Origin of the sequence: Streptomyces deccanensis (assembly GCF_022385335.1) — a bacterium.
In the GTDB taxonomy this organism is placed as follows: domain Bacteria; phylum Actinomycetota; class Actinomycetes; order Streptomycetales; family Streptomycetaceae; genus Streptomyces; species Streptomyces deccanensis.
The window spans coordinates 1,461,918-1,487,363 of the sequence record NZ_CP092431.1; the positions used below are offsets into that span (position 1 = coordinate 1,461,918).

The 25,446-nt window shown below is 71.2% G+C and carries 20 protein-coding genes; 6 read left to right on the forward strand and 14 right to left on the reverse strand.

Annotation, left to right across the window (positions count from 1 at the left end):
- Positions 1–77 precede the first annotated feature (77 nt).
- Both L3078_RS06555 and L3078_RS06560 read left to right on the forward strand, forming a co-directional pair.
- Positions 78–500, forward strand: a complete 423-nt coding sequence (locus L3078_RS06555) for a pyridoxamine 5'-phosphate oxidase family protein (protein WP_239751932.1) — start codon at positions 78–80, stop codon at positions 498–500.
- A gap of 43 nt (positions 501–543) precedes the next feature.
- Positions 544–1,431 carry a type 1 periplasmic-binding domain-containing protein gene (locus tag L3078_RS06560; RefSeq protein WP_275593219.1) on the forward strand — a complete coding sequence of 296 codons (888 nt, stop codon included), beginning with the start codon at positions 544–546 and terminating at the stop codon, positions 1,429–1,431.
- A gap of 229 nt (positions 1,432–1,660) precedes the next feature.
- Here L3078_RS06560 and L3078_RS06565 read toward each other — a convergent pair whose 3' ends face one another.
- From L3078_RS06565 to L3078_RS06575, 3 genes are all read right to left on the reverse strand, one after another.
- Entirely contained in the window at positions 1,661–4,042 is a 2,382-nt protein-coding gene (locus L3078_RS06565; protein ID WP_239760234.1) for a phosphoketolase family protein, read from the reverse strand.
- A 123-nt stretch (positions 4,043–4,165) separates the two neighbouring features.
- The gene (locus L3078_RS06570) at positions 4,166–4,999 is read right to left on the reverse strand and encodes a universal stress protein (protein WP_239751933.1); all 834 of its coding nucleotides are present in this window, start codon (positions 4,997–4,999) and stop codon (positions 4,166–4,168) included.
- A 610-nt stretch (positions 5,000–5,609) separates the two neighbouring features.
- The gene (locus L3078_RS06575) at positions 5,610–5,771 is read right to left on the reverse strand and encodes a hypothetical protein (protein ID WP_239751935.1); all 162 of its coding nucleotides are present in this window, start codon (positions 5,769–5,771) and stop codon (positions 5,610–5,612) included.
- A 193-nt stretch (positions 5,772–5,964) separates the two neighbouring features.
- Here L3078_RS06575 and L3078_RS06580 point away from each other — a divergent pair, with 193 nt between their 5' ends.
- On the forward strand, positions 5,965–6,429 hold the full coding sequence (locus L3078_RS06580) for a cyclic nucleotide-binding domain-containing protein (protein ID WP_239751938.1): 465 nt from the start codon (positions 5,965–5,967) through the stop codon (positions 6,427–6,429).
- A 432-nt stretch (positions 6,430–6,861) separates the two neighbouring features.
- Here the strand turns inward: L3078_RS06580 and L3078_RS06590 are convergent, their stop codons facing one another.
- The 4 genes from L3078_RS06590 to L3078_RS06605 form a co-directional block, all read right to left on the reverse strand.
- On the reverse strand, positions 6,862–7,767 hold the full coding sequence (locus L3078_RS06590; protein WP_239751940.1) for a universal stress protein: 906 nt from the start codon (positions 7,765–7,767) through the stop codon (positions 6,862–6,864).
- A gap of 26 nt (positions 7,768–7,793) precedes the next feature.
- Positions 7,794–8,699, reverse strand: a complete 906-nt coding sequence (locus tag L3078_RS06595) for a universal stress protein (protein WP_239751944.1) — start codon at positions 8,697–8,699, stop codon at positions 7,794–7,796.
- 933 nt (positions 8,700–9,632) lie between these two features.
- Entirely contained in the window at positions 9,633–10,523 is an 891-nt protein-coding gene (locus L3078_RS06600; RefSeq protein WP_239751945.1) for a universal stress protein, read from the reverse strand.
- A 49-nt stretch (positions 10,524–10,572) separates the two neighbouring features.
- On the reverse strand, positions 10,573–11,478 hold the full coding sequence (locus L3078_RS06605; RefSeq protein WP_239751947.1) for a universal stress protein: 906 nt from the start codon (positions 11,476–11,478) through the stop codon (positions 10,573–10,575).
- Positions 11,479–12,214: 736 nt separating this feature from the next.
- Between L3078_RS06605 and L3078_RS06610 the strand changes: the two genes are divergently transcribed.
- Positions 12,215–12,457, forward strand: coding sequence for a hypothetical protein (locus tag L3078_RS06610; protein ID WP_239751950.1), 243 nt, complete (start codon positions 12,215–12,217; stop codon positions 12,455–12,457).
- A gap of 156 nt (positions 12,458–12,613) precedes the next feature.
- Here the strand turns inward: L3078_RS06610 and L3078_RS06615 are convergent, their stop codons facing one another.
- A complete protein-coding gene (locus tag L3078_RS06615; protein WP_239751952.1) occupies positions 12,614–14,008 on the reverse strand; it encodes a peptidase S8 in 1,395 nt (464 codons plus the stop codon).
- A 492-nt stretch (positions 14,009–14,500) separates the two neighbouring features.
- Here L3078_RS06615 and L3078_RS06620 point away from each other — a divergent pair, with 492 nt between their 5' ends.
- Positions 14,501–16,456 carry an SMI1/KNR4 family protein gene (locus tag L3078_RS06620; protein WP_239751954.1) on the forward strand — a complete coding sequence of 652 codons (1,956 nt, stop codon included), beginning with the start codon at positions 14,501–14,503 and terminating at the stop codon, positions 16,454–16,456.
- A 79-nt stretch (positions 16,457–16,535) separates the two neighbouring features.
- On the opposite strand, the gene L3078_RS06625 is transcribed toward L3078_RS06620, so the two are convergent.
- From L3078_RS06625 to L3078_RS06650, 6 genes are all read right to left on the reverse strand, one after another.
- Entirely contained in the window at positions 16,536–19,076 is a 2,541-nt protein-coding gene (locus tag L3078_RS06625) for a tryptophanase (RefSeq protein ID WP_239751956.1), read from the reverse strand.
- Positions 19,077–19,410: 334 nt separating this feature from the next.
- A complete protein-coding gene (locus L3078_RS06630; RefSeq protein WP_239751958.1) occupies positions 19,411–20,751 on the reverse strand; it encodes a cytochrome P450 in 1,341 nt (446 codons plus the stop codon).
- Between the two features lie 13 nt (positions 20,752–20,764).
- A complete protein-coding gene (locus L3078_RS06635) occupies positions 20,765–21,358 on the reverse strand; it encodes a GTP-binding protein (RefSeq protein ID WP_013005331.1) in 594 nt (197 codons plus the stop codon).
- Positions 21,333–21,710, reverse strand: a complete 378-nt coding sequence (locus tag L3078_RS06640) for a DUF742 domain-containing protein (RefSeq protein WP_184896998.1) — start codon at positions 21,708–21,710, stop codon at positions 21,333–21,335. Before L3078_RS06640 ends, L3078_RS06635 begins: the two co-directional genes overlap by 26 nt.
- Positions 21,707–22,108, reverse strand: coding sequence for a roadblock/LC7 domain-containing protein (locus tag L3078_RS06645; RefSeq protein ID WP_045562285.1), 402 nt, complete (start codon positions 22,106–22,108; stop codon positions 21,707–21,709). Before L3078_RS06645 ends, L3078_RS06640 begins: the two co-directional genes overlap by 4 nt.
- Positions 22,105–23,310: a sensor histidine kinase gene (locus L3078_RS06650; RefSeq protein WP_239751960.1), complete on the reverse strand. Its 1,206-nt coding sequence runs from the start codon at positions 23,308–23,310 to the stop codon at positions 22,105–22,107. Before L3078_RS06650 ends, L3078_RS06645 begins: the two co-directional genes overlap by 4 nt.
- A 537-nt stretch (positions 23,311–23,847) precedes the next feature.
- Here L3078_RS06650 and L3078_RS06655 point away from each other — a divergent pair.
- Positions 23,848–25,344: an FAD-binding protein gene (locus L3078_RS06655; protein WP_239751962.1), complete on the forward strand. Its 1,497-nt coding sequence runs from the start codon at positions 23,848–23,850 to the stop codon at positions 25,342–25,344.
- The last annotated feature ends 102 nt before the right edge of the window (positions 25,345–25,446 follow it).

Sequence of the window (25,446 nt, forward strand, 5' to 3'; positions counted from 1 at the left end):
TCGCTCCCGTAGGGCTCGGTCGAAAGGAGGGCCGGTCGGCCCTATTTCCCCGCAGCGCCTGCGGGGACCATGGACTGATGTCCCAGAAAGACGCCTTTCGCGCACTCGACCGGCAAGAGTGCCTGCGCCTGCTGACCAAGGTGCCTGTCGGCCGGGTGGTCTACACCCTGCAGGCACTGCCCGCGATCCTGCCCATCAACTTCTCCCTGGACACCGACGCCTCCGTCCTGCTGTGCACCTCGCCCGACTCGGACCTCGCCCACGCCATCGACGGCGTCGTGGTCGCCTTCGAGGCGGACGAGTTCGACGCGGCTGCCCGGTCCGGCTGGAGCGTGGTCGTCACTGGACGGGCCTCCGTGGTGAGGGACCCCGCCGAGCACGAACGCCTGTCACAGGCCGGACCCAGCTCCTGGATGCCTTTGCAGGACGCGGCCTTCGTTCGAATCGAGTCCGAGATGGTCACAGGCCGTGAGCTCATGGGAGCGCACAGCACGCGTTGAGCCGCGCCCCGCCGCTCCGGGCCGTATCCCCGCGGTCCTCGCGGTGATCGGCCCCACCTCCGCGACCGCCGTGCGCGCCGCGGCGCCTCTGTACACGGAGGCGTCCATGCCGCTCGTCCTCGTGTCGTTGGCACCCGAGACCGTGGGACTGCCCGACCCCGAACTGCCGACCGTCTGCGCGACCGTGGCCTCCGAACTCTCCCGGGGCATATCGGTCCTCGACTATCTGCACCGGGTACGTCCCACACGCCGGACCGCCCTCATCGAGGACCGCGAGGGGGGCGAGACCTCCTGGGACCTCGCCGGTCGCCTGCGCGAGTCCCCGCCCAACGAGGGAACCGCCACCGTCCACCCCGTGGCGGAGGACGAGGACGACTTCCGCCCAGCCGTCGACGCCGCCCTGACTGCCCGGGCGCAGGCGGCCGTCTACACGGGAACCTCACCGATCCGGCCCGCGCTCTGCGCCCGCGCGCTGTCCGGCGCGGGCTTCACCGGGCCGCGCATGGGTTTCGAGTTCGTGATGCGCCCGGCCTTCCTGAAGGAGGCGGGCGAGACGGCCGAGGGCTGGTTGTTCGAGGCTCCTCACACCGATCCTGCCGCCACGCAGACCAAGGCCGCGAAGGCGTTCACCGCGGCCCACCGCGAACGCTACGACGAGCCCCCCCGGCCGCTGGGCCGCCGAGGCCTACGACGCCGTAGGCCTGATCGCCCGCGCCATGGACTCTCTCGGCACGGACTCGGAGTTCGAACCCGGCGAGGTCGCCGAACGCCTCTTCCGCACTACCCACCACGGGGTGGCCAAGCGGATCCGGTTCGTCGAGGGCAGCACCCACTTCCTGGAAGTGGCGAACATGAACTTCCTGAACCAGGTCACCGACGGCGCCTTCCGCTTCCTGGGGCGGCACGACAGATACACGGGAAGGAGGGCTGACAGGGAGCGGGGTGAGCCGACGAAACCGGTCAGCAGGCGAAGAGCGGCGAACACGTACGCACGGGTCGCCGTCGGCGCGGCGGTCGCCTCGTCGGCGGAGGCGGATGCCGTCCCCGCCCTGTGCGGGGACGGGAAGCGGAATCCAGGATGCCGGTGGGGGTGGTCGTGCACTGCCATGATGCTCGTCCCTCCCCGAACGGCCCTCTCCGCCCGGGCTCGTCGGCATCGGTCAGCCGTCCCAGGCCCAGTCGGCGATCTCCGGCAGGTCGGTGCCGTGGACCCTGATCCAGTCGTGGTGGCGCAGCCGGGCGTCCTCCATCCGCTGGCGTACGGCGGCGGCACGCACCGCGAGGCCGGGGACGCGGTCGATGACGTCCATGACCAGGCGGTAGCGGTCGAGGTCGTTGCGGACCACCATGTCGAACGGCGTCGTCGTGGTGCCGATCTCCTTGTAGCCGCGCACGTGCAGGTGCCGGTGGCCGGTACGCCGGTAGGCCAGGCGGTGGATCAGCCAGGGGTAGCCGTGGTAGGCGAAGATCACCGGCTTGTCCCTGGTGAACAGGCCGTCGTACTCGAAGTCGCCCATGCCGTGCGGGTGTTCCTCGCTCGGCATCAGCCGGGCGATGTCGACCACGTTGACGACGCGGACGGCGAGCTCGGGCAGGTGCCGGCGCAGCAGTTGGGCGGCGGCCAGGACCTCCTGGGTGGGCACGTCGCCGGCACAGGCCAGCACCACGTCCGGCTCGCGGCCGTTCTCGGTGCCCGCCCACTCCCAGATCCCCGCGCCGCGCGCGCAGTGGGCCTTGGCCTGCTCCATCGTCAGCCAGTCGAAGCAGGGCTGCTTGCCCGCCACGACGACGTTCACGTAGTCCTGGCTGCGCAGCGCGTGATCGGCCACCGTGAGCAGCGTGTTGGCGTCCGGCGGGAAGTAGACCCGCACGGCCTCCGGGCTCTTGTTGAGGATGTGGTCGACGAAGCCGGGGTCCTGGTGGGAGAAGCCGTTGTGGTCCTGGCGCCACACGTGCGAGGTCAAGAGGTAGTTGAGGGAGGCGATGGGGGCGCGCCAGGGCAGAAGGCGGGTGACGCGCAACCACTTGATGTGCTGGTTGACCATCGAGTCGACGATGTGCACGAACGCCTCGTAGCAGGAGAACAGCCCGTGCCGGCCGGTCAGCAGGTAGCCCTCCAGCCAGCCCTGACAGGTGTGTTCGGACAGGATCTCCATCACCCGGCCGTTCCGGTCGAGGTGCTCGTCCACGTCGAGGGTGTCGGCCTGCCACGCCTTGCCGCTGGCCGCGTAGACGGCCTGGAGGCGGTTGGAGGCGGTCTCGTCGGGACCGACGAGGCGGAAGTCGCGCCGGTCGGCGGTGGATCGCATGACGTCTTCCAGCAGGTCGCCGAGGACACGGGTGGGTTCGTGCATGGTGGCGCCGGGTTTGTCGACGGGGACGGCGTACCGCTCCAGCGGGGGCAGGGGCAGTTCACGCAGCAGCAGGCCACCGTTGGCATGCGGAGTGGCGCCCAGGCGGCGGTCACCGTCCGGGACACAGGCCAGGACGTCGGGTACGGGACGGCCGTGCTCGTCGAACAGCTCCTCGGGGCGGTACGAACGCAGCCACGCCTCCAACTGCCGCAGGTGTTCCGGGTTGTCGCGAACGGCGGACAGCGGGACCTGATGGGCGCGCCAAGTGCCTTCCACCGGCAGCCCGTCGACCTCGGCAGGGCCGGTCCAGCCTTTGGGGGTACGCAGCACGATCACCGGCCAGCGAGGGCGCTCGGTCGCGCCGTCCTCGCGGGCGGCGCGCTGAAGGGCGGCGATCCTGTCCAGGGCGGTGTCCATGGCCTCGGCCATCGCCCGGTGGACGGCGATCGGGTCGTCGCCGGTGACGTGGATCGGGTCGTGGCCGTACCCCTGGAGGAGTGCGTCGAGTTCTGGCTCGGGGAGTCGGGCGAGCACGGTCGGGTTGGCGATCTTGTAGCCGTTGAGGTGCAGGATCGGCAGGACGGCGCCGTCGTGGACGGGGTCGAGGAACTTGTCGGAGTGCCAGGACGCGGCCAGTGGGCCGGTCTCCGCCTCGCCGTCGCCGATCACGCAGGCGACCAGCAGGCCGGGGTTGTCGAAGGCGGCGCCGTAGGCGTGGGAGAGGGAGTAGCCCAGTTCGCCGCCCTCGTGGATGGAGCCGGGTGTCTCGGGGGCGACGTGGCTGGGGACGCCGCCGGGGAACGAGAACTGCTTGAACAGCCGGGCCATGCCGGCCGCGTCCTGGGTGACGTCGGGGTAGGTCTGGGTGTACGAACCCTCCAGCCAGGAGCCCGCGACCACGGCTGGGCCGCCGTGACCGGGGCCCCAGATGCACAGGGCGTCCTGGCCACGGGCCTTGATGACGCGGTTGAGGTGGGTGTAGACGAGGTTCAGCCCGGGCGAGGTCCCCCAGTGGCCGAGGAGGCGCGGCTTGACGTGCTCCGGGCGCAACGGCTCGGTCAACAGGGGGTTGGCCATGAGGTAGATCTGGCCGACGGACAGATAGTTCGCGGCGCGCCAGTGGGCGTCCAGCGTCCTCAGCTCGTCGTCGGAGAGCTGGGTCGGCGCCTGCGGCGTGTCAACGGACATCATGGGGTCCCTTCCGGATCGGGGTCGGTCGGAGGTGCATGTGGGTCCGTACTTCCCCACCCTCCCCCGGTCCGCCGGGTGCCCGACAGGGCCGACCGGGCCATCCCGGTACCCCTGTGTCCCTCATCCGGTCGCCGGCACGAGCACGACAGGGCAGTGGGAGTGCTGCAACAGGACATGCGCGACAGGGCCGACCGGTGGACCGACCCGGCCCGCACGCCGTCGCGCGCCGATGACCACGACGCCGGCCTCGCGCGTGCCCGCCAGCAGGGCGTGGGCCGGTCCGGTGCGGACCGTGCGGCCGACGACCTCGACCTCGGGATACGCCTCCCTCAGCCGGGCGGTGCTGAACCGCGCCATGGCTTGCTCGGCCCGGTCGTCGCGGGCCTGGCGTTCCTGGCCGGGGCTCGTCGCGGCTACCAGCGAGGGCAGTTCGGGTGTGGTGTGCCGGTGCGTGGCTGCGTGCAGGACCCGCAGCCGGGTCCCGCGCCGAGCCGCTTCCTGGAAGGCGTAGGCGGCCGCGGCCTCGTCGGCCTCGCTCTCCAGACCGAGCAGCACCTCCCGCCCTTCGTCGCAGGGATGATCCCCGCGGGCGACCAGCAGCGGACCGTGCGCGTGCGCGGCCAGGCGCCAGCTCACCGACCCGGCCAACAGGCCGGAGACGCTGCCGAACCCCCGGGTGCCCACCACGGTGAGGACGGCGTCCTCGCTCTCCCGCGCCAGCGCCCGCACGGCGCCGCCCTCCACGGCCCTGGTCTCCACCGGCAGACCCGAGTGACGCTCGTGCACCCGCGCGGCGGCCGACGCCAGAACCGGCCCCGCCTCGTCACGGTCGGCCACGGCGTAGACGACGCGCAACGCGCTGCCGCGGCGCACCGCTTCCTCGGCGGCCCAGTCCAGGGCCCGTACGGCGACCAGTGAACCGTCCACTCCGACGACCACATGACGATCAGTCATTGTCCGTTCCCTTCTGTTCCGTGCGCCGGGTGTCCTCGTGGCGGGCGCCCACGAAGGATGCTCATCGTCCGCGGACGCCGTGGGCAGAGGCCGATGGAACCCGTCGGCATGCCTTACGTCCCGTCCCGCCGGGCCGTTGGGCCCCGGGGTCCGGCCGGACGGGGCGGGACGTAAGGCGTGGGGAAGGTGATCGGACCGGCGTGTCCCGTGGCCGTCGCTGCGGGCTGATCAGCGGACCGGGGGGCGGGGAACCACAGCCGCGCGCCCTCCGCGCGGGCGGCTTCGCCAGGTTCTCTGCGCGGACACGGTGCCAGCGGCCGGTCCGAGAACGGCAAACGGGTGACCAGCGACCAGCGACCAGCGACCAGCGACCAGCGACCAGCGACCAGCGACCAGCGACCAGCGACCGCCCAGGGTGCGCGATCGCGACCCGGAGATTCAGCGGCCACGCCCCCACCGAAAGATGCAGGGCAAGGTCCGCCGGGTCCGTGTGACGCAGGCCGCGTTCCGGGGCGGCGCGCGCCTGGAAGATGGCCGACTCGGCATCCAGGCGGAAGCGCCAGGGCTGGGTGTTGTGGATCGAGGGCGGGTGCCCGGGCCACGGCAGTCCTCAACACCCCTCCGCGATGGCCGGTCGGCGGTCGACACGACGCCACCGCGTCCGCGGTGCCAGCGCGTCGAGCACCGCTCTCAGCACGAAAGTGACCGCCGTGGAGACCACCAGTAGAACCGCGAACAGCTTCCAGAACTCGGAGGTCGGTGCCGTAGCCACTCTGCACACCCCCCTTCCACCTGGTCGTCCCTGCTCTCCATCGAACGACCGGAACTGTTCCGGCACAGGGTGCCGATGGGCCCGGATTCGGGGTCGGGAGGCCCGGATGCGGGGCCGGGTGGCCCATCGCCCGGCCAGGACACAGGCGCACGCTGCAAGTGGCAGGTTCGTACGCCCTGACTGGAGGCACGTCATGAACGCTCTCGCCACAGCCGGCATGCTGCAGGCGCTGCCCACCGAGCACCGGCAGCGGCTGATGCGCTTTGCCCGGGAGGTGTCGTTCCCCCAGGGCACCCGGCTCTTCGAGGAGGGCGGCCGCGCCGACCGATTCTGGATCATCCGTACCGGCAGCGTCGACCTCGACATGCGTGTGCCCGGTCGCAGGGCCGCCGTCATCCAGACCCTCCGGCACAACGAACTCGTCGGCTGGTCCTGGCTGTTCGCCCCGCACACCTGGCACCTGGGCGCCGAGTCGACCAGCCCGGTGCGCGCCTACGAGTTCGACGCCACCGCGATCCGCTCGATGTGCGAGGACGACCCCGAGCTGGGCGCGAGCGTCGCCCAGTGGGTGGGCGGCGTTCTCGCCCACCGCCTTCGCTCGACCCGCATCCGACTGCTCGACCTGTACGCCCCCTACGGCAGCGGCAGCCTCCTGTGACGACAACGACAACGACAACGACGTCGCGAACCGACAGCGCTCCCGGAGGCATGATGTGCTGCTGCCCGGGAGGAGTTCCGCGACAGTGACCCCGACCGGTACGCCCAGCTGCGGCGCCTGTCCGACCTGGCCAAGGCCGGCAGCGTGACCGCCGGGGAGCTGATGGCCTCGCGGCCCTGACCGTCCACGCGGACGCGACGCTCGCGCAGGTCGCGCAGGTCGCGCAGGTCGCGCGGATCATGGCACACGCAAGGGTCAAACGGCTGGCTGTCAGCCGTCCGCGACCAGGCTCAGAGGGCGTGCGTCCGGTTGTCATAGCCGTGCGAGGATCGCCGCGCGACGCTCGGGACGCCGCCGGCTCCCGTGCGGTGGTCCGCCGCTCGGTCCGCAGACCTACGCCCCGGACCACGCGGCGAGCCCCTGAGGCGCCGGTCAGGCCTCGTGCACCTGGTGCGGTACTACGGCGACCGGGCACGCCGAGTGGTGCAGCGCCGCGTGGGCGACCCGACCGAGCTGGAGCCCGAAGAGTCCCTCGCGACGCCTGGCACCGACCACGAGCAGGTCAGCTTCGTGCGAGGCGTCGACCAGTACCCGGCGGGCGTGGCCCTCCACGGTACGCCGGCGCACGATGACGTTCGCCGGAACGTCCTGCAAGGCCGCCTCCAGTTCCTCCGCCGCCCGCCGCTGGTGCAGGCGGGCGGGCTCACCGGCCATCAGCGGGTGGTCGGTGGTCTCGTGCGCGGGGCACCGCCAGGCCCGTACGGCTTCCAGGGGCACGCCGCGTCGCCGGGCCTCCTCGGCGGCGAACCTCACCACCGCCGACTCCTTCGCCTCATCTCCGATGCCCACGACGACGCGACCGTGGACCGGGGGCGTCGCCCGGTTGTCGTGACTACCGCGCAACACGATCACCGGGCAGTCGGCGTGAGCGGCGACGGCGAGGCTGACGGACCCGAGCAGCATCTCGGCGACGCTGCTGCGGCCGCGGGTGCCCACCACCAGCGCGGCGGCGTTCCTCCCCTCGCGCACCAGGGCGTACTCCGGCTCCTCGAACACCACGTCTGAGGTCACTCTCAGGTCGGGATGCCGGGAGCGTGCCCGCTGAGCGGCGGCGCCCACGACGTCCTGGGCCAGAGGCACCGCGGGCGGCCTGCCGATGTCGTGGGCGAGTGCCGCACCCTCGTACCGCTCCCACAGGCAGGCGTACACCACCCGAAGCGGCACCCCGCGCAGTGCGGCCTCGTCGGCCGCCCAGTCCACCGCCCGCAGGCTCGGCTCGGAGCCGTCCACGCCCACGACCAGGGGCCCGAAGAGGGCTCGTTCGGCCGGTGCGTTCATGATCTCCACTCCCTCAGGTGGTGCGTTCAGTCGTGCGCGACGACGGCGACAGGGGCGACGGCGTGATGCAGTACCGCGTGCGTGACGGGTCCGATGTGGGCACCGATCGGGCTGCGGCGGATCCGGCGGCCGACGACGACCAGCGATGACTCGCGGGAGGCGTCGACGACGTGGTTGGCGGGGCTGCCGGGGCGGGACACCTCGACCACCTCGACGTCGGGGTACTTCTGCCGCCAGGGGCTCAGGACCTCGGCCAGGACGGCGGCCTCCTGTCGGCCCAGCTCCACGCCCACCTCGGGCGCGGCAGGCAGGCTGGAGACGTAGTAGGGCGGCAGGATCCAGCCGTGTACGACCTTCAGTACGGAGCCACGGCGGGCGGCCTCCTCGAACGCGAAAGCGATCACCGTGTCATCGGGGTGGTCGGTGTCGAGGCCGAGCACCACGGGCCGGTACGCGGTGGCGGCGGACGGGAGGTCCTCGGCGTCCGTCTCGTGCTCGTCGGCGGCCTGCTCACCGGATCGCACGAGGACGACGGGAGTCTCGGTGCGAGCGATCACGGCCGCGCCCACGGACCCGACGAGGAAGCCTCCTATCCCGCTCAGTCCGCGGGAGCCGAGGACCAGCAGTTCGGCGCCCTTCGCCGCCTCGGCCAACGCGTCCGTCGGCCTGCCGGGGATGTGCTCCGTGGTCACGTCCACGCCCCGGTGGCGCAGACGGAGCCCCTCGGCCGCCTCGCGCGCAATCCGCTCGCTCCAGTGCGCTTGCGTCTCGGCGCCCAAGAGCGGGGCTTGCGCGATGGGCTCCGGGACCGGCTCCCAGACGTGAACGAGCTTCAACGGCAGGCCGCGCAGCTGCGCCTCGCCGGCCGCCCATTCGGCAGCGGCACGACTCTCGAGCGAGCCGTCGAGGCCCACGGTGACGGTGCGGGACATTGATGTCCACCTCCTGAATCGGGGTTCCGGTCCCAGAGTGGTGGCGGGAGAACGGCACGGTGCAGAGACCGCAGGTCCCCCTTCGGGGGCCGATAGGCCCCATGGGGCCGACAGGTCCCCGCCGGCGCCGCAGGCCGACGACAGAGCGGTGTGCGAGCGGAGCGAAACCAAGCGAGCACCGACCCGACGGCCCCAGCCTCGGCCGAAGCACCGTGTGCCATCCGGTCCCGGGGAGGTGTGCCGGCCAGTCCGCCGCCCCCACCGTGCTGCCGCGTTCGGAAGGCGAGGTGGACGCGAGGTACGGATCACGCGAGTGGCCGCTCACCACGCGGACCGTGCTTGGACGGCGACGGCCGCCCTGCACGTCGGACGGCGAGGGGTTGTCGTGCTCGCCGAAGAGGACCGGCCGGGATGTCGTCGACGAGCTCCAGGACCGTCCGCGCCGCCAGATCGACAAGGCGGCCCGCGCCGGACGCAACGACCCACCGGACGGCGGCCCCGCCGTGGCGCGGCGGCCCTGGAATCGTTCCCCGCGTCTTCCGAGGGAAGCGGCCCGACGGCGGACTCTCACCCGGCGTGAGTCCGCGGTCGGTACGGGCCCGGTCGGTGACGGTCCACCGATCCGACGTCGTTCCTGGCGGGCCATTCAGCCCATCAGGCTGACCAACGGCCCACTGACGGCGCTCACCGTCACCGGAAACGCTGATGAGGTGCGGTTCCCGATCAACAGGCCAGAACCAGGAGTTGTGTGCGGGCGAAGGCGTATCTGGTGGCAGCGGTATCGCGGCGCTCGCCGCGATACCGCTGCCACGTTCCTGATCCGCGACGGCGGAACTGAGCCGGGTGGTACCCACTCGGGTGCCGGTCCCGGTCGCACCTGTCATCCGGGCGCGCGGACCAACGCCCCGGTCAGGCGGCGAGCCGCTGAACCGGTCAGGTCCACTGAGGTACGACCGCCACTGGGCAGGAGGAGTGGTGCAGGGCCGCGTGGGCGACCCTGCCGAGCTGGAGCCCAGCGTGTCCGTGGCGCCGCCGGGCGCCGACGACGAGCAGATCGGCGGTGGCCGAGGCAGCCAGCAGCACCTGGTGGGCGGGACCTTCGACGGTGCGCCGGCGCACCGGCACGGACGGGTGGGCGGCCGCCGCGTCGGACAGGGCCGCGTCCAGAGTCCCGGCGGCCTGCTGCTCAGGATGAGGGGCTGGCTCTCCGGCAGGCAGGGCATGGGCGGTGCTCGGGTGTGTGGGGAGGCGCCAGGCCCGTACGGCCTGCAGGGTGGCGTAGCGGGCTGCCGCCTCCGCGAAGGCGAAGCGCACGGCTGCCGTGTTTCCCGGTTCCTCACCCACACCGAGCACGATGCGCTGGTAGGTCCGAGGCGTGCGTCGTTCGTCGTGGGCGCCCCGCAGCACGATCACCGGGCAGCGGGCGCGGGCGGCGACGGCCAGGCTGACCGAGCCGAGCAGCCGCTCGGCGATACCGCTGCGGCCCCGCGATCCGATGACGAGTGCGCGGGCGCGGTGGCCCTCGTCGAGGAGTGCGCTGACGGCGTCATCGGGCAGGATCGCTGTGGTGATCCTCAGGTCCGGGGCCCGTCGGTGGGCCCGGTTCGCGGCGGCCTCGACGATGTTGTCGGCCAGCACCTGTTCCGAGGATCTGCCCAACCCTTCCGCGAGGGCGGCGCCTTCGTACCGTTCCCACAGGGAGGCGTACACCAGCCGCAGCGGTACACCGTGCAGGGCGGCCTCGTCGACCGCCCAGTCCACCGCCCGCAGGCTCGGTTCAGAGCCGTCCACGCCCACGACCAGGGGCAACTCCGTGCTCCTCATCTCCCTTGCTGTCCCTTCCTCTTATCCTCGTGCGGCTCTGCCGGGCGACTCAGTCGTGCGGGACGACGGCGACGGGGCCAGCGACGTGATGCAGTACCGCGTGCGTGACGGGTCCGATGTGGGCGCCGAACGGAGAGCGGCGGATCCGGCGCCCGACCACGACCAGGGACGCGTCGTCCGAGGCGGCCACCAGTTGGTCGGCGGCCTTGCCGGCCCGGGACGTTGCGACGATCTCCAGGGACGGGTGCTTCTGGCGCCAGGGACGCAGGACCTCGGTCAGCGCGGACGCCCGTTCCGCGGCGATCAGGGCGTTCAGCTCCGGGTCGTCGGGCAGCCCGTAGGCGAGATACGGCGGCAGGGTGAAGCCGTGGACGACCCGCAGCGTGGTGGCGCGGCGCATGGCCGCGTCGATCGCGAACTCGATCACCGCCTCGTGGGGGTGCCCGGTGTCGAGCCCGAGGACGACGGGCCGGTACCAGGTCGCGGCGGACGGAATGCCTGCCGGGTCCATGACGTGCTCGTCAGCGGCCGCCTCCCCGGCCCGTACGAGGACCACGGGCCGCTCGGTGCGCGCGACGACAGCCTGGCCGACCGAGCCGACTAGGAACCCGCCGATGCCGCTCAACCCACGGGAGCCCAAGACCAGCAGCTCAGCCTCCTCGGCCGCCTCGGTGAGCACCTCGCCCGGTCGCCCGGTGAGCTGTTCCGCGACGACCTCCACGCCGGGGTGGCGCAGCCGCAGCCCTTCGGTCGCCTCGCGCAGGAGCCGCTCCGGCCACTTCTGTTGCGCTTCCACGCCCACCAGGGGTGCCAGAGCCATGGGCGTCGGCGCCGGTTCCCAGACGTTCACCAGCCGCAACGGCAACCCCCGCAACCGCGCCTCACGGGCCGCCCACTCAGCGGCGGCCCGGCTCTCGGACGAGCCGTCGAGCCCTACGGTGACGGTGGGTGACATGGGACGTACCTCCTGAGGCAGGTCGGGCGCACGGAGCAACTGGCTACACCCTCCCAGTCAGGGATGGTGTGTTGGAGGGCCTCAGGCCCCCTGGCATGGGGCCGATCGGCCCCATGCGCGGGCCCCAGAGCGTGTGCGGATGTGCCATGGCGGCCCGGGGACTGCGGGGGCCTCGTGGGTTCCCGCAACCTGTCTGCGCTGTCAGCGAGTCGGCCGTTGTTTCGCTGTGCGCCGTCGCGGCGGCGGTCGGCGATCCGGGCGGTTGCGCGGTCACCGGCCACGAGGCCCGCCTTCACCCGCGCGTCGCCGGTACGGGTGGTTCCGTCGAACGCGTCCACCGCGACTGGGCGCATACCGTTTCGCCGCCGGTGTACGCGCGCACGGCTGATGCGTCCGCTGTGAGCACCGCGAGGGCCACACCGGCAGCGGTCCCGAGGAGGCAGGGCCGGGGACTGATCTGCTGACGCTGCGCCGACCCCTGCCGCGCCCCTCTGCATCCGGATGCACCGACCGGCACAGCAGTCACACAACGTCACAGCGCGCTGGTTCTGGTACCGCTTCGTACCCGGCCGCCGGTACGGACGCTGATCCGCGGCATCATCCCACCGACCACCCCGCCCTGGTGCGGCTCGCCGAGTGCGGCCGACTGGAGCGGCCCACCGGTCGTCGCGCGCGGGATGCGGATCGGCGAGGGTGGAGTAAACAGGTCTCCAGGCCGAAACCGCAGGAGGTGGACATGTCGGTGCGTGTCATCGTGAAGCTTGCTCAGGACACGGATTGGTCAGCTGTCGCCGAGGGCTTGGAAGCGGCGGGAGCGGAACGGGTACAGGCTCCTCGTGAGTCGCTGCCCGACCGGGCCGTGGCGCTCTTTCCGGACGGGGTCGACGTTTCCGCGGCGGTGGACGCTGCTCGTGGCACCGAGGGTGTGATGGACGCCGAACCCGATGTCATGCGCTACCCCAGCGGCCCGGGTACGTGAAGGCCCGCGAGCCTCGGCAGAGCGCTCTGATGGCCGGGCAGACCCGCTGCCGACTCCGGGGTCATGTGCACCGGCCGACGGCTGCCCGCCGAGCGAGGGGGGTGGGTCGCTCGGCGAGCAGCGCGAGAGGTTGCGCAGATCGGACCACGACGGTCGTCAGACGAGGGCGGCGAGTGCCGCGTCCGCGTCGACCAGGCCGAAACCGAATTGATTGTTGGGCACCGGGTCGGTGGGGAGCCGCCGCAGCGGCCTTGCCGTGGTGTGGAGGATGGTGCGGACGTCGTCGGCGCTCAGGAAGGGATCGCGGGACAGCATCAGCGCCGCGACTCCGGCCACATGCGGGCAGGCCATGGATGTGCCGTCCGATGCGGAGAACGTGTCGTCCAGGAACGTACTGAGGATGTTCACCCCGGGCGCCGACACATCGATGTGCGGACCGGTGTTCGAGAAGGGCGCCTTGCGGTCCAGCAGGTCGGTGGCGCCCACGGCGATGACGTCGTCGAAGGCTGCCGGGAAGGTGACCACCGGCCCGAAGTTGTTGCCCATCGCGGCCACGACGACCACGTCACGGCTGATGGCATGGGCGATCGCGTCGCGCTCGACTTCTGTGGCCACACGGCCGCCGAGGCTGAGATTGAGGACCCGGGCACCATGGTCGACCGCCCACCGGATACCCGCCGCGATGTCTGCCGCGCTGCCGACGCCGCTGATGACGCCGTCGGCAAGTCGGCGGATGCGGGCGAGCACTCGCACGGGCATCAGACGGCACTCCCACGTCACACCGCTCACACCCTCGCGGTTGTCGGAGCGACAAGAGATGGTCCCGGCGACATGCGTACCGTGCCCCACCTCGTCCTGCGGAAGGTCATCCACACCCAGGAAGTCGCCCTCGAACACCCAGCCCTCTCGGGCCACCGGGTCCGGTCCAAGATCGACGAAGTCCTTTCCCTGCCGCAGGAGCGGCGCGAGTTCGGGATGGTCGAGGTCCACTCCGGTGTCGATGACGGCGACCGTGATCGCGTCACTGCCTCTGCTCCGCTCCCACGCCCGCGGGCAGTTGATCTTCTTCAGCCCCCACTGCTGCGCGAAGAGGGGGTCGTTGGGAATCACGGCGGCCTGCTCACGCCAGCGGTTGGGCTCGGCAACCGCGACCTCTCCCAGACCACTCAGCCGCTGAACCGCCTGCGAGACGCTCTGGGCCGGGTCGAAGCGGACACGGTAGGAGGCACTCAGGTCGGTCTGCTGCGCGACACTCGTGATCCCTGCGCGGGTGGGAAGCGGCGGGGGATGCAGCCGGGTCACGGACCGGACCCCGATGTCGCGGAACGCCTGGTCGAGCGGATCGACGCCGAGTCGGGTGACTGCGGCGAGCGACCCCCGCGCGCGACCGGTCGGCACGGGGGCCGAGACCTGTTCCGCGGCGTCCAGTGTCATCTTGACGAGCACTTCGCCGGGAACCTGAGGGTCTTGGTCCGGGGCGAAGATGCTGGTCCGCTCGGCCGGATCCTCTGCATCCGTGTACGCGTACTGGCCGTTACCGTCCTGTGGCATGGTTTCTCCCTCAACGATCGAACAGAGCGAGAACGAGGAAAATCTCCCCCCCATAGCCACTATCACCCGATTAGCCCCACTGTGCACTCCAATCCCAGGCCGAGCCGGCCATGGGGCGCTGGAGCCGGATTCGCTGCCGGGTCACTCTGGCGATCTCGTCCGGCCGAGCGGCTGCGTCTGGCCCGGGACGGGGCGGTCCGGCTGCACCGCGAGTTCCTGGAAGAGACCACTGTGCCCCAGGACTTGGGCGTCAGCATCGCCTGGCACGAGGTGCCCCACCAGCTCCGTGGCTGGGCCGACCGGGACCCGGCCGACCCCGCCCACCAGGTCGCCCACAAGCAACTGCTGCAGCCCGAGGGCGACGGCCGTCCGACACCGTCCAGGCCCCCGACGCCGTCTTCCTCCCCCAGGGCCTCTGACCTCTCGCCGACGCCCGGACCGCGGGTCGCCGATCGCGGCCCGTTGTCAGTGGTGGGTGACAGCATCCAAGACATGACCGAGACCGACACCGTGGCATTCGACTGGCAGTCCTTCCTGCGCGCGTGGAGCGAGGAGTGGGCGGACTCCCTGCCGGACGACGAGGCACGGGACGAGGACGACGAGACCGCCCGGCGGGCGCGGTGGCTGGGGTTCCCGCCCGCCTCCGAGGAGCGGATCACGGCCATGGAGGAGCGCCTCGGCCGACGGATGCCCCCGTCGTACCGGGAGTTCCTCGCGGTGAGCGACGGATGGCGGCACGCGGGTGGCTTCGTGTGGCTGCTGGCGGGCACCGGGCACGCGCGCTGGCACGACAACGCGTCGGGACTCGCCGACCTCTTCGAGGAGTACCTGGACGAGGACGCCGGGCCCGAGGAACGGCAGGAGGCCGACCTCTGGCGGCGGGGGCTGCAACTCGACGTCGAGTCCGACGTCACCCACGTCCTGCTGGATCCCGAGGACGTCGACGAGAACGGCGAGTGGGCCGTGTACACGTGGTCGAGCTGGCGGGCCGCGCCACCCGAGCGGCACGCCGACTTCGCCGCGTTCATGCGGGAGATGTACCGGGAGTTCCACAGCCTCAGGGCCGGTGGGGGCGACGGGGAGCCGGAGTTCGTCAACGACACGACACGCCGCTTGGACGCCCAGGTGGACCAGGCCCGGACGGATGCGCTGCGCGGCGACTGGGAGCGGGCCGCGCAGGCACTGGACGAGGCCAAGGAGTACGGCAGACCACGGGCCGCCGGGCTGCGGGACCAGCTGCGGCGCCTGCTCGGGCAGAGCTCGGGGGTGGACTTCGAGGGCTTGGTGACGGATCCGAGGTACGCGTCCGAGCTGTTGCCGCCGCTGGTCGCAGAGCACGCGTCGCACTCGTACCGGGACGACTCCACGCTGACCTACCATCTGCGCGGCGCCGACGACGACCTGCTGGCGCTGGCCCACGCGACGCTGGAGCAGGTGCGCGGCGGCACCTATCGGTACACGGCGACCGGACCGTTCGGGGAAGCGGTCGAGCGGGCGCGGGAGTTGGCGCGGTGGGGGGACACCGACGGGGCGTGGCAGGTGCTGAGGGACGCCGTGCCCCTGTGGGAGCCGTTGGGACCGGACCATCTGGCGCCCCTGGGATGGGTGGCCGACCCCCTGCTCGGGCCGCTCGCGACCCCGGAGCGTGGCCGCGAGCTGCTCTCCACGCCGAGGGGCGGACGGGTGGGTGAGGCACCGACGCCGACGACTCCGCTCGACCCCGGGGGCCTGGCGTGGCTCGCGGAGCCGGACCCGGGCAACAACCGCAGAACCTTCCGATTCGTCCTGGTGGAAGGGGTGGATCCGGAGGACCTGCCCCGACGTCTCACGGACACCGACGGCGACGGCGACAGCGACAGCGACAGCGACAGCGAGAAGGACGGAGCCGGAGGCGGCGCCGAGCTGAGCGAACCCCTCACCTTCTGGGAGGCACGCCGCAGGTGGCTGGCCGGGCGGAGGGAGTTCTCGTCCTACGACGACAGGGCTGTCGTGTCGGTGGGGCGGGCCGGCCCCGGCTGGAGCTTCGCCTTCGACGGCGAGCCCGCCCCGTTCGGCGGGCAGCGGTTCGTCTCCCCGGCCCCGCGTGCCAGTGCGGGCACCCGCGCGGTGGTGGTGTGGAGCGGCCTCCGGAGGGGGCACGAGGAGGCGTACTTCCATCTCTCGGTGGCGCGGGACGGCGCCGAGCAGTACGCGTTCACCTACGCCGACGGAGAGGTGAGGCAGAGCGGGGAGATACCGCCGGCGCTGGATCCGAGCCGCTTCTTCTCCGGTGGGCCGAGGGGCGGCGCCGAGACGGAACGCGCGCTGCTGGAAGCGGTGGCCGCGGAGTTCGGCGTCCACCTGCCTCGGCACGCCATCACGCGCGGGCGGCTGCACACGTTCACCACCGGCTCCTGGACTCGGCCGCCCGCAGAGGGGGAGACGTACATGGTGATCCGGATGGGCTGACCCGACGGGCCGCTCGCCCGCCCCGGGCCGCGCCCGGCAGTGGTCGCCCCGCTCGGGGCGCGGGGCGACCACTGCCCGCTCAGCCGGTCACCGGCTGCAGTTTGGCGCGGAAGTGCCGCAGGATCGGGGACTGTTCCACGATGCGGTAGCCGTGGACGGACTCCGCCTCCTTCGCGATGCGTTCCAGGGTCCTGCCGACATGGTCGTAGTGGCTGCGGGTGTAGACCCGGCGCGGGAGCGCCAGCCGGACCAGTTCGTACGGCGCGCTCTTGATGGGGTTGCCGTCCTCGTCCTCCTCACCGAGGTAGAGGGAACCGAGCTCGGCCGAGCGGATGCCGCCTTCGAGGTAGAGGCGGCAGGCGAGGGCGTGGCCCGGGTAGTGGTGGGGCGGTATGTGCGGGAGCAGGCGGCCCGCGTTGAGGTAGAGGGCGTGCAGGCCCGGGGGTTCGAGCAGGTCGACGCCCGCCGCGCGGACGCGGTCGGCGAGGTGGGAGGCGACGTCGGCGCGCTCGGCGAGGTAGGCGGGCTCGGTCACCTCCAGCAGGCCGGTGGCCATCATGTCGAGGTCGCGGCCGGCGAGACCGCCGTAGGTGGCGAAGCCCTCGGTGGCGATGAGGAGGCGTTCGCACTTCTCGGCGAGTTCGGGGTCGTTGAGTCCGATGAATCCGCCGATGTGGACGATGCCGTCCTTCTTGGCGCTCATCACACAGCCGTCGGCGAGACGGAACGCTTCTTCGGCGACCTGGCGCGGGGTGCGATCCCGGTAGGCCGCCTCGTGACGGGTCACCAGCCAGGCGTTCTCGGCGAACCTGGCGGCGTCCAGGATCATCGGGACGCCGTGTCGGCGGCAGATCTCGGCGGTCTGTTTCAGGTTCTCCATGGAGACCGGCTGGCCCCCGCCGCCGTTGTTGGTGAGCGTCATGATCACCACACGGACCCGGGAGCCGTCCGGTCCCTCCAGGGTCTGCCGGAGTCTGTCCAGGTCGATGTTGCCCTTGAAGGGCACTTCGCTGTCCAGGTCACGGGCCTCCACGCACGGAATGTCATGCGCCTGACATCCCGAAAGCTCGACGTTGGCCCGGGTCGTGTCGAAGTGGGTGTTGGCGAGGACGATGCCGCCCGGCTCCAGGAGCGTGTTGAACAAGATGCGTTCGGCGGCGCGCCCTTGATGGGCGGGCAGGATGTGCCGGTAGCCGGTCAGTTCCGTCACGGTCTCGTGGAAGCGGTAGAAGGAGCGCGAGCCCGCGTACGACTCGTCGCCCTCCATGCCAGCGGCGAGTTGCGCGGCCGAGATGGCGCCGGTGCCCGAGTCGCTGAGCAGGTCGATGGTCACCTCCTCGGCGCGCAGGTCGAAGAGGTTGTAGTGCACCCGTTCCAGCGCCGCCTCGCGCTGTTCCCGAGTGGTGAGCGCGATGGGCTCGACGACCTTGATGCGGTAGGGCTCCATAGGGGTTCTTGCTCCTGACATGGTGCTGAATGGTTCGTGATCGATGTGCGGGCCATCGTTCGGCGGCCGGACCGCGTAGGCCTCCGAGGAGACGTACGCGGTGACCCGGGCCGGTCTGCCCTGCTCGTGGGCGAGCGCCACGTACGCGACGAGCCCCACCCCGTCCGTCAGCCGGCGTCCGGTGACGGCGGCCAGCGGCCGGTCGAGTGCGTGGGGGTCCAGCCCGTGCCGGCCGAGGACGGCCCGGGCCCGGCGCAGTGCCTCCGCGTCGTCGCGGGCGTAGTCCCTGACCGGGACGTGGAGGGTGAAGCCGGTGGGGCCGCCGCTCGTCCGGGTGAAGGAGTGGCACGACAGGACGGGCCGCCGGTCGAACCGGGCCCGCTGCAGCGCCCGGTGGCTGTCCGTGCCGTCGTCGAAGCCGCCCGCCGTCCGGAGGAACTCCTCCAACGTCGTGCTGTCCGGCCCGGATTCCATCCGGCACAGCCCGCCGGCGTCCGCCACCGCCAGGTCGCAGTGCGTGGTGTAGATCTTCACCCGGGGCGCCGCCCAGTCGCCCAGATCGAGCGCGAAGAACGGATAGCCGTCGGCCGGCGGCAGCGCGTCGAAGGCGTGCCGGTGGCCCAGCCGGTCCAGGGCCGTCCGTACCGTCCAGGCGGCCCGGGTCCCGCCCGACGCCGACGGGTTCAGATACACCTTGATCTTGGGGACGCCGCCGGGACGCAGCTCCAGCGCGATCCACAGCGCCAGGGGGCCCTGCGGGTCGGCGGGGAGGAACAGGTCCTCCAGTACGTCGAGTTGGTCGGTGGCGAAGCCCCAGCGCCGTGCCATCGCACGGACGGCGCGCAGACCTTCGAGGCCGTTGTCCCGCAGACCGCCGGCCCCGCAGCCCGGTTCCAGCAGCACCCGTATCGCCGGGGGCGCGCCCGGTGTGAGGGAGAGCGAGTACTCCACCGGGGTGGAGTCGTCGGACAGGAAACTGAGGGACGGGGGCGGCAGATCCAGGGGCCGTTCGGCCACCGCCCCCAGCGAGTCGGTCAGTAGACGCGCGTAGTTCCGCGCGTCGGTGCGGCCGAGCCCCGACGCCTCGCAGAGGCGCAGCAGTTGGCCGGTCACGAGAGCGCCGAGCGTCCGGTCCCCGGGAGTGCTCCCGGGGCCGGGCCCGAGGGGGCTCACCACGTCTCCCGCCGCTGCCGGGAGTACGGGGGCGGAGCCGGTGTCCCCTGGCGGTGGAGGGTGTGCGGGGGCACAGAAAGATACCCGCCGACCTGGGCGGGTATCTCGTCTCGCGGCGACTGGTGGCGGGTCACGCCCCTGGTCTCCGCGCGGCGTAAGTCGATGTCTCGTCGGGAGCGGCGGAAGAGATCCGGATGTCGAGCAGAAGCGGCGCCGATGGATATGTGGTCCACGACACCTCCCTTTGTTCATTGGTCACCACGAATGCCGCCGCGTTACTACCCCTTTGGTTGAATACTCATGCAGTAACCGCTGTCACAGACTGTTGTCTGCGTCACCCCTTCAACCACTGCAGGAAGGAGCCCCACACGCCTCGCTCGGCCTTGCGGCCCGCCGGGGCGTTCTCCTCGCGTGCGGAGGGCTCCGGCGCGCGGGGCGGGACCGGCCGCTGGACGACCTGCGGGGTGAAGCGGCAGGGCAGCGCGGCCAGCGCGCGGTGGAAGGGGCCCGGACGCCAGGTCAGGCTGTCCTCGGGGACCGCGAGTTCGATGTCGTGCAGCCGGTTGAGCAGGTTCTCGATGGCCACCATGGTGACGAGCCGGGCGAGTTCCTTGGAGGGGCAGGCGTGCGGGCCGGCGCTCCACGACAGGTGGGCCCGTCGGCCGCCGGTCCGACCGGCAGCCACGAGCGCGGGGTCGGTGTTGGCGGCGGTCATGCTGACCAGGACCAGATCGCCCGCCCGCAGCTTGGCGCCGCCGAACTCCATGTCGGCCGCGGGGTAGTGCGGCGCGTAGTTCGCCATGGGCGGGTTCTCCCACAGCGTGTCGTCGATGGCCTCCTCGATCAGGCCTCCGTCGGCGTAGCGGTCGTGCAGGAGCAGCCGGTGCAGGGTGTTGCCGATGAGGTTGCGCAGCGGTTCGGCGCCCGCGCCGAGGAGCAGGATCAGCTGGTGGACCAACTCCTCGTCGGTCAGGCGCGCCTCGTGCCGCATCAGGTACGAGGTGACGTCGTCGGCCGGCCTGGCCCGCTTCAGGGCCACCAGCTCGAACACGGCCTGGCCCAGCACCTGGTTGGCCTTCTCGGCGTTGACGCCCTCGAAGACGCCGGAGATACCGAAGACGACCCGGTCGCCGATGTCCGCCGGGCAGCCGAAGAGCTCGTTGAACACGAGCAGCGGCAACTGCTTGACGTAGTCGTTCATTAGGTCGATGGAGCCGCGGCCGGAGACCTGGGAGAGGAGGTAGTCGGAGGCCCGCTTGGTCATGTCGCTGATGCGGCGGGAGTCCACCTTGGCGAGGCTGTCGGTGATCGCCTGCCGCAGCCGCGCGTGCTCGGCGCCGTCGGTGAACATGGCGTTGGGACGGTAGCCCAGCATCGGGACGACCGGGCTGTCCGGGCCGACCTTGCCCTCGGCGACGTCGCGCCAACGGCGGGCGTCCTTGCGGAAGTTGCCGGGGTCCTGCAGCAGTTTCAGCGCGGTCGCGTGGTCGGTGACGAGGGTCGCGTCGACACCGGGCGCGATCTCGACGGGCGCGCTGGGCCCGTAGTGCCGCATGTACGCGTAGTACGCCTGCGGATCGGCCGCGTACTCCGGCCCGTACAGCGGAATCCGCAGTCCGCTGCCGTGCGCCGGGCAGCCGGGCGGGGGTGAGGGGAAAGTGGAGTCGGGGGTCATGTCTGCTCTGCTCCTAACGGGCGCGGTCCATCAAGTAGCGGACGAGCGTGATCAGAGCCTCGGCCGACGACCGTTCGTCCCGCGCGTCGCAGGTGACGATCGGTGTGTCGTCGAGGAGATCCAGCGCTTCCCGCAGCGCCCTCGCATCACGTATCGACGTACCGTCGAAATGGTTGACCGCAATCGCGTAGTCGAGTCCGTACTGCTCGATCAGGTCGATCACGGCGAAGGAGTCGGCCAGCCGCTCGGGGTCGACCAGCACCAGCGCCCCGAGGGCGCCGCGTGCCATGTCCTCCCACATCTGCACGAAGCGCTGCTGGCCGGGTGTGCCGAAGAGGTACAGCACGACACGGTCGCTGACGGTGAGTCGGCCGAAGTCCATGGCGACCGTGGTGGTGGTCTTGCCCTGGACGCCCTTGAGGTCGTCGATCGCCTCGCCCGCCTGCGTCATCGTCTCCTCGGTGGAGAGCGGTGAGATCTCGGAGATCGACCCGATGAACGTGGTCTTGCCCACCGCGAAGTGCCCGACGACCAGGATCTTCACGGCGGTCTGCGTCTCTCCGCCCGGGACGTACGCCCGTTCATCCAAACTTGGACTGGAGACCATTGAGCACCTCCTCGAGAATCTTCAGGTTGGCGACGGGAGCACGGGTCTCCGGCGGACGGGTGACGAGATAGCCGGCCTCGGAGAGCGCGGCCAGCAGGATCTTCACCACTCCGACCGGCAGTTGGATGTGCCCCGCGATCTCGGCGACGGAGAGGTAACCGCCGACACACATGCGCAGCAGGTCCTGCTCCTCGGGCGAGAGGCGTGCGGGGCGCTGCTGCTGGTCGGCGACCGCCGTGACCAGCGTGATCAGTGAGAACTGACTCTCGCCGGGGAGGCTGCGGCCACCGGTGATGACGTACGGCCGCACTAATTCGGCGGCCTCGTGCTCATGCCTGTCGGAATCGGTCATGGCCCTACCACGCTGCTCTCCCTGGGCGGAGCGGTCATGACCTTGCCCAGCTGGCCGACGAGCTGCTGCATCCGGAAGGTGATGTCCGCCATGTCGACGTCGGAGGAGGCCGACACCGCGAGGTAGGCACCGTCGCCGGCCGAGATCAGGAAGATCCAGCCGCCGTCGAACTCGACCAGTGTCTGCTGCCACCGCAGATCCGAACGAGAGCAGAAGAAGGCCAGCGACCGGCTCAGCGACTGCATACCGCTCATCGCGGCGGCGGCCTTGTCCGCGTCGTCCTTGTCCACTCCCCTGGAACGGGCCCTCAGCAACCCGTCGGAGGAGACCAGGACCGCGTGGAGGGCTCCGGGGATCTCCAGGGCGCTGTCAAGCATCCATGAAAGGTCGTTGTTCATTGGACCTCGTGCCCTTCGCTGCTTGCGTCATGGGGGCCGCTCGGCCGCTCCCCCGCCTCCGGGTGTGTGGCGCGACCCGCGTCCGTGCCCTGCTTGAAGGCGGCCATGATCGCGGCCGTGTCCTCGCTGCGGCGCCGGGGGGCCGGGGCGGCGGACGGACCGTTGGAGACCAGGGCCATCGGCCGCTTGCGACGCCGCTTGGGCAGACCGTCCTCGGTCGTGCCCACGGGCAGCGAGGAGTCGGGGGCGCTGTCGTGCACGGAGGGCCTCGCCTCCACGGGGGCCGGGACGTCCCGCGGCGCGACCGAGTCCACCGACACCGTCGGCTGCTTCGGCTCGGGCATCGTGGTGAGCAGCTCGTCGGGCAGCAGCACGACCGCCCGCACACCGCCGTAGGGCGAGGTGGAGTCGACCGACACCGTGAAGCCGAACCGCTCGCAGAGCACACCGATCACGGCGAAGCCGAACTGCGGAGGGTTGCCGAGCCCCGAGACACCCGTGACGCGCTCGCTCGTCAGGAGCTTCTCGGCCCTCGCCTTCTCCTCCTCGTTCATGCCGACACCGGCGTCGTCGACGATGATGCAGACGCCCTTGGGCACGGAGCGGACGTTGATCTCGACGACGGTGTCCGGGCTGGAGTAGCTGGTCGCGTTGTCGAGCAGTTCCGCGAGGGCCAGCGCGACCGGTTCGACGGCCCGGCTGGTGACGCCGAAGTCGACCTTGGACAGGATGTGCGCCCGCTGGAAGTGGCGGATCCTGCCCTGGGCGCTGCGGACCACGTCGTAGACCGAGGCCACGTCGCGGTGGCGGCCGAGCCAGCCCTCGCACAGCACGGCGATGGACTGGGCCCGCCGGCCGAACTGCGCGTTCATGTGGTCGATCTCCAGGAGGTCCTGGAGCATGACGGAGTCGCCGTACTTGCGCTGCAGCCCGGAGATGATGCGCTGCTGCTCCGCGGCGAGACCCTGGAGGGTCCGCATCGCGGCCTTCAGGGCCGTCCTCGTCTCGCCTTCGGCTTCCTGCTGGGCCGCGCGGACGGAATCCGAGTATTGGCTCTCCAATTCACCGTAGTGATTTCTGAGCCCTGCGATCTCCTGTCGTAAAGCTCGCGCCGCCCGTCGCTGACGAATGATCAGGGCGACGGCGGCAAGGGTTACGACAATGAGTGCCCAGAGCGCCGGATTTTGTATGTATTGCGTCATGAGACCCTCTTCAGGCGGCCGATGGCCAGCTACTGAATTTCCGTCAATTCACACAGACCGAAGGCCAGCCACTCCGGGTTGCCACCCAGGCCTCCACGAATGGCGAGAGATGCTCCTTTTGCACCCATCCGTCCGTTCGGTAAGTGCGGTGATCGTATCATCACTCAACCTGATGACGGATCGTCAACCTGCGCGGTCCTTGCGAAGGTTGAGCGGTGCGGCGCGCACACGGTCAAGGCTGAACAAGGCCGAATAGGGGCGTTGGCCGCACCTTGAGGTAAACCCACTTCGAAGAGTGCCCACGCCGCCTCCCTGGGCCCCACCGACCCGCCGACCCCATCGCGCTCAGGGCCCCCGGGAAGTCATGATGAGCCGTTAGCGGATTGTCAGGGGGAGATCGCTCTTGGTGATGAACACGGGGTGTCACCGAGCCGGTTCGGTCGAGTACCGGTCGAGTGCCGACTCCCGCCCACGACAGGACGACAGACCCGACGCGGCGTGCCGACGAACCGCCGCGTCGACATCACGGAGGCTGTCATGACAGAAAGACAGAGCGGTCCCGTCGACAGACGGCAGTTCCTCGCCCGGTTCGGAGCCGGGACGCTGGCGCTCGTGGCCGGTTTCGATCTGCTCACCCGGCAGTGGGTGACCGAGGCGGCGGCAGCGGACAGCACGTCCTTCGCCTCGGCTCCGTCCCTCGACGGGACGCTCGTGTTCGACGCGGAGTCACTCGCGGCGAACGCGCACGACCAGGGCAACATCGTCTTCCGGACGCCGTGCGCGGTGCTGCGGCCGGGGTCGGTGCAGGACATCAGGAAGATGGTCGGGTTCTGCGCCGACCACGGCATCGAGGTCGCCCCGGCCGGTGCCCACCACGCGATGTTCGGCCAACCGCTCGTGAGCGGCGGGCTGGTCGTCGAGATGCGGTCACTGGACACGATCCACTCGATCGGCACGGACGGCGCCGACGTCGACGCCGGTGTGCTGTGGAAGGACCTGATCGAGGCCGCGTACGCAGAGGGCCTCACCCCGGCGTCGATCACCAGCTACACCCGGACGACGGTCGGCGGGACCCTGTCCATGGGCGGGATCGGGATGATGTCGTCCTACCGGGTCGGCGCCCAGGTCGACCACGCCCGGCGGCTCCAAGTGGTCACGGGCGACGGCCGGCTGAAGTGGTGCTCCGACGCGCAGAACAGCGACCTGTTCCAGGCGGCACTCGCCGGACTCGGGCAGTGCGGCGTCATCACCCGGGCCACCGTCGACCTGGTGCCGGCCAAGCAGCGGGCCCGCACCTACCGGATCGGCTACCCGGACATCCCGACGTTCTTCCAGGACATCCGCGTCCTGGCGAACCGGGGCGAGTTCGACTCGCTCGGCAGCATTCCGCAGCCCGGCACGGCACAGCCCCTGGTCCTGTGGGCCACCGTCTTCCACAACCCCGGCGACACCCCCGACGGGTCCCATCTGCTCCGCGGCCTCAGCCCGGCCGCGGCCTCCGCCGCCTTCGAGGACTACTCCTACCTCGACTACATATCCCTGGTCACGAACATGTACGACGCGTTCGCGGCGAACCTGGACTGGGACGCGAAGGTCAAGCCCTGGTCGGATCTGTTCCTGCCGGACGGCGCCGTCGAGGAGTACGTCGAGTCGGTGTTCCCGTCGCTGACCGCCGAGGACCTCGGGCCGACCGGCTTCGGCCTCGTCTTCCCGATGCTGCGCGCGAGCCACGACCGCCCGCTGCTGCGGCTGCCCGACGGGACGAGCGGCCCCTGGGTCTGGCTGGTCAGCGTGCTCACCGACGCGGCCCGCTCCGGCCCCGACCCCGACTTCGCGTCCCGGATGACGGACCGCAACTACCGCTTCTACCAGGACGCGGCGGCCGTCGGCGGAGTCCGCTACCCCCACGGCGCGTGCGCGTTCACGGAGGCGGACTGGCGGGCGCACTACGGCCCGATGTGGGAGACGTTCACGTCGTGGAAGAAACGCTTCGACCCCAAGGGCGTCCTGACCCCCGGCCCGGGCATCTTCTGACCGGTCGGATCGGCCTGGTCCGCCGCCCAGGGGGAGGACGGACCAGGCCCGTTAGCAGGACGGCGTCACTCTTTCGTGGGGCGGCCGCGTGGCGAATCCGGA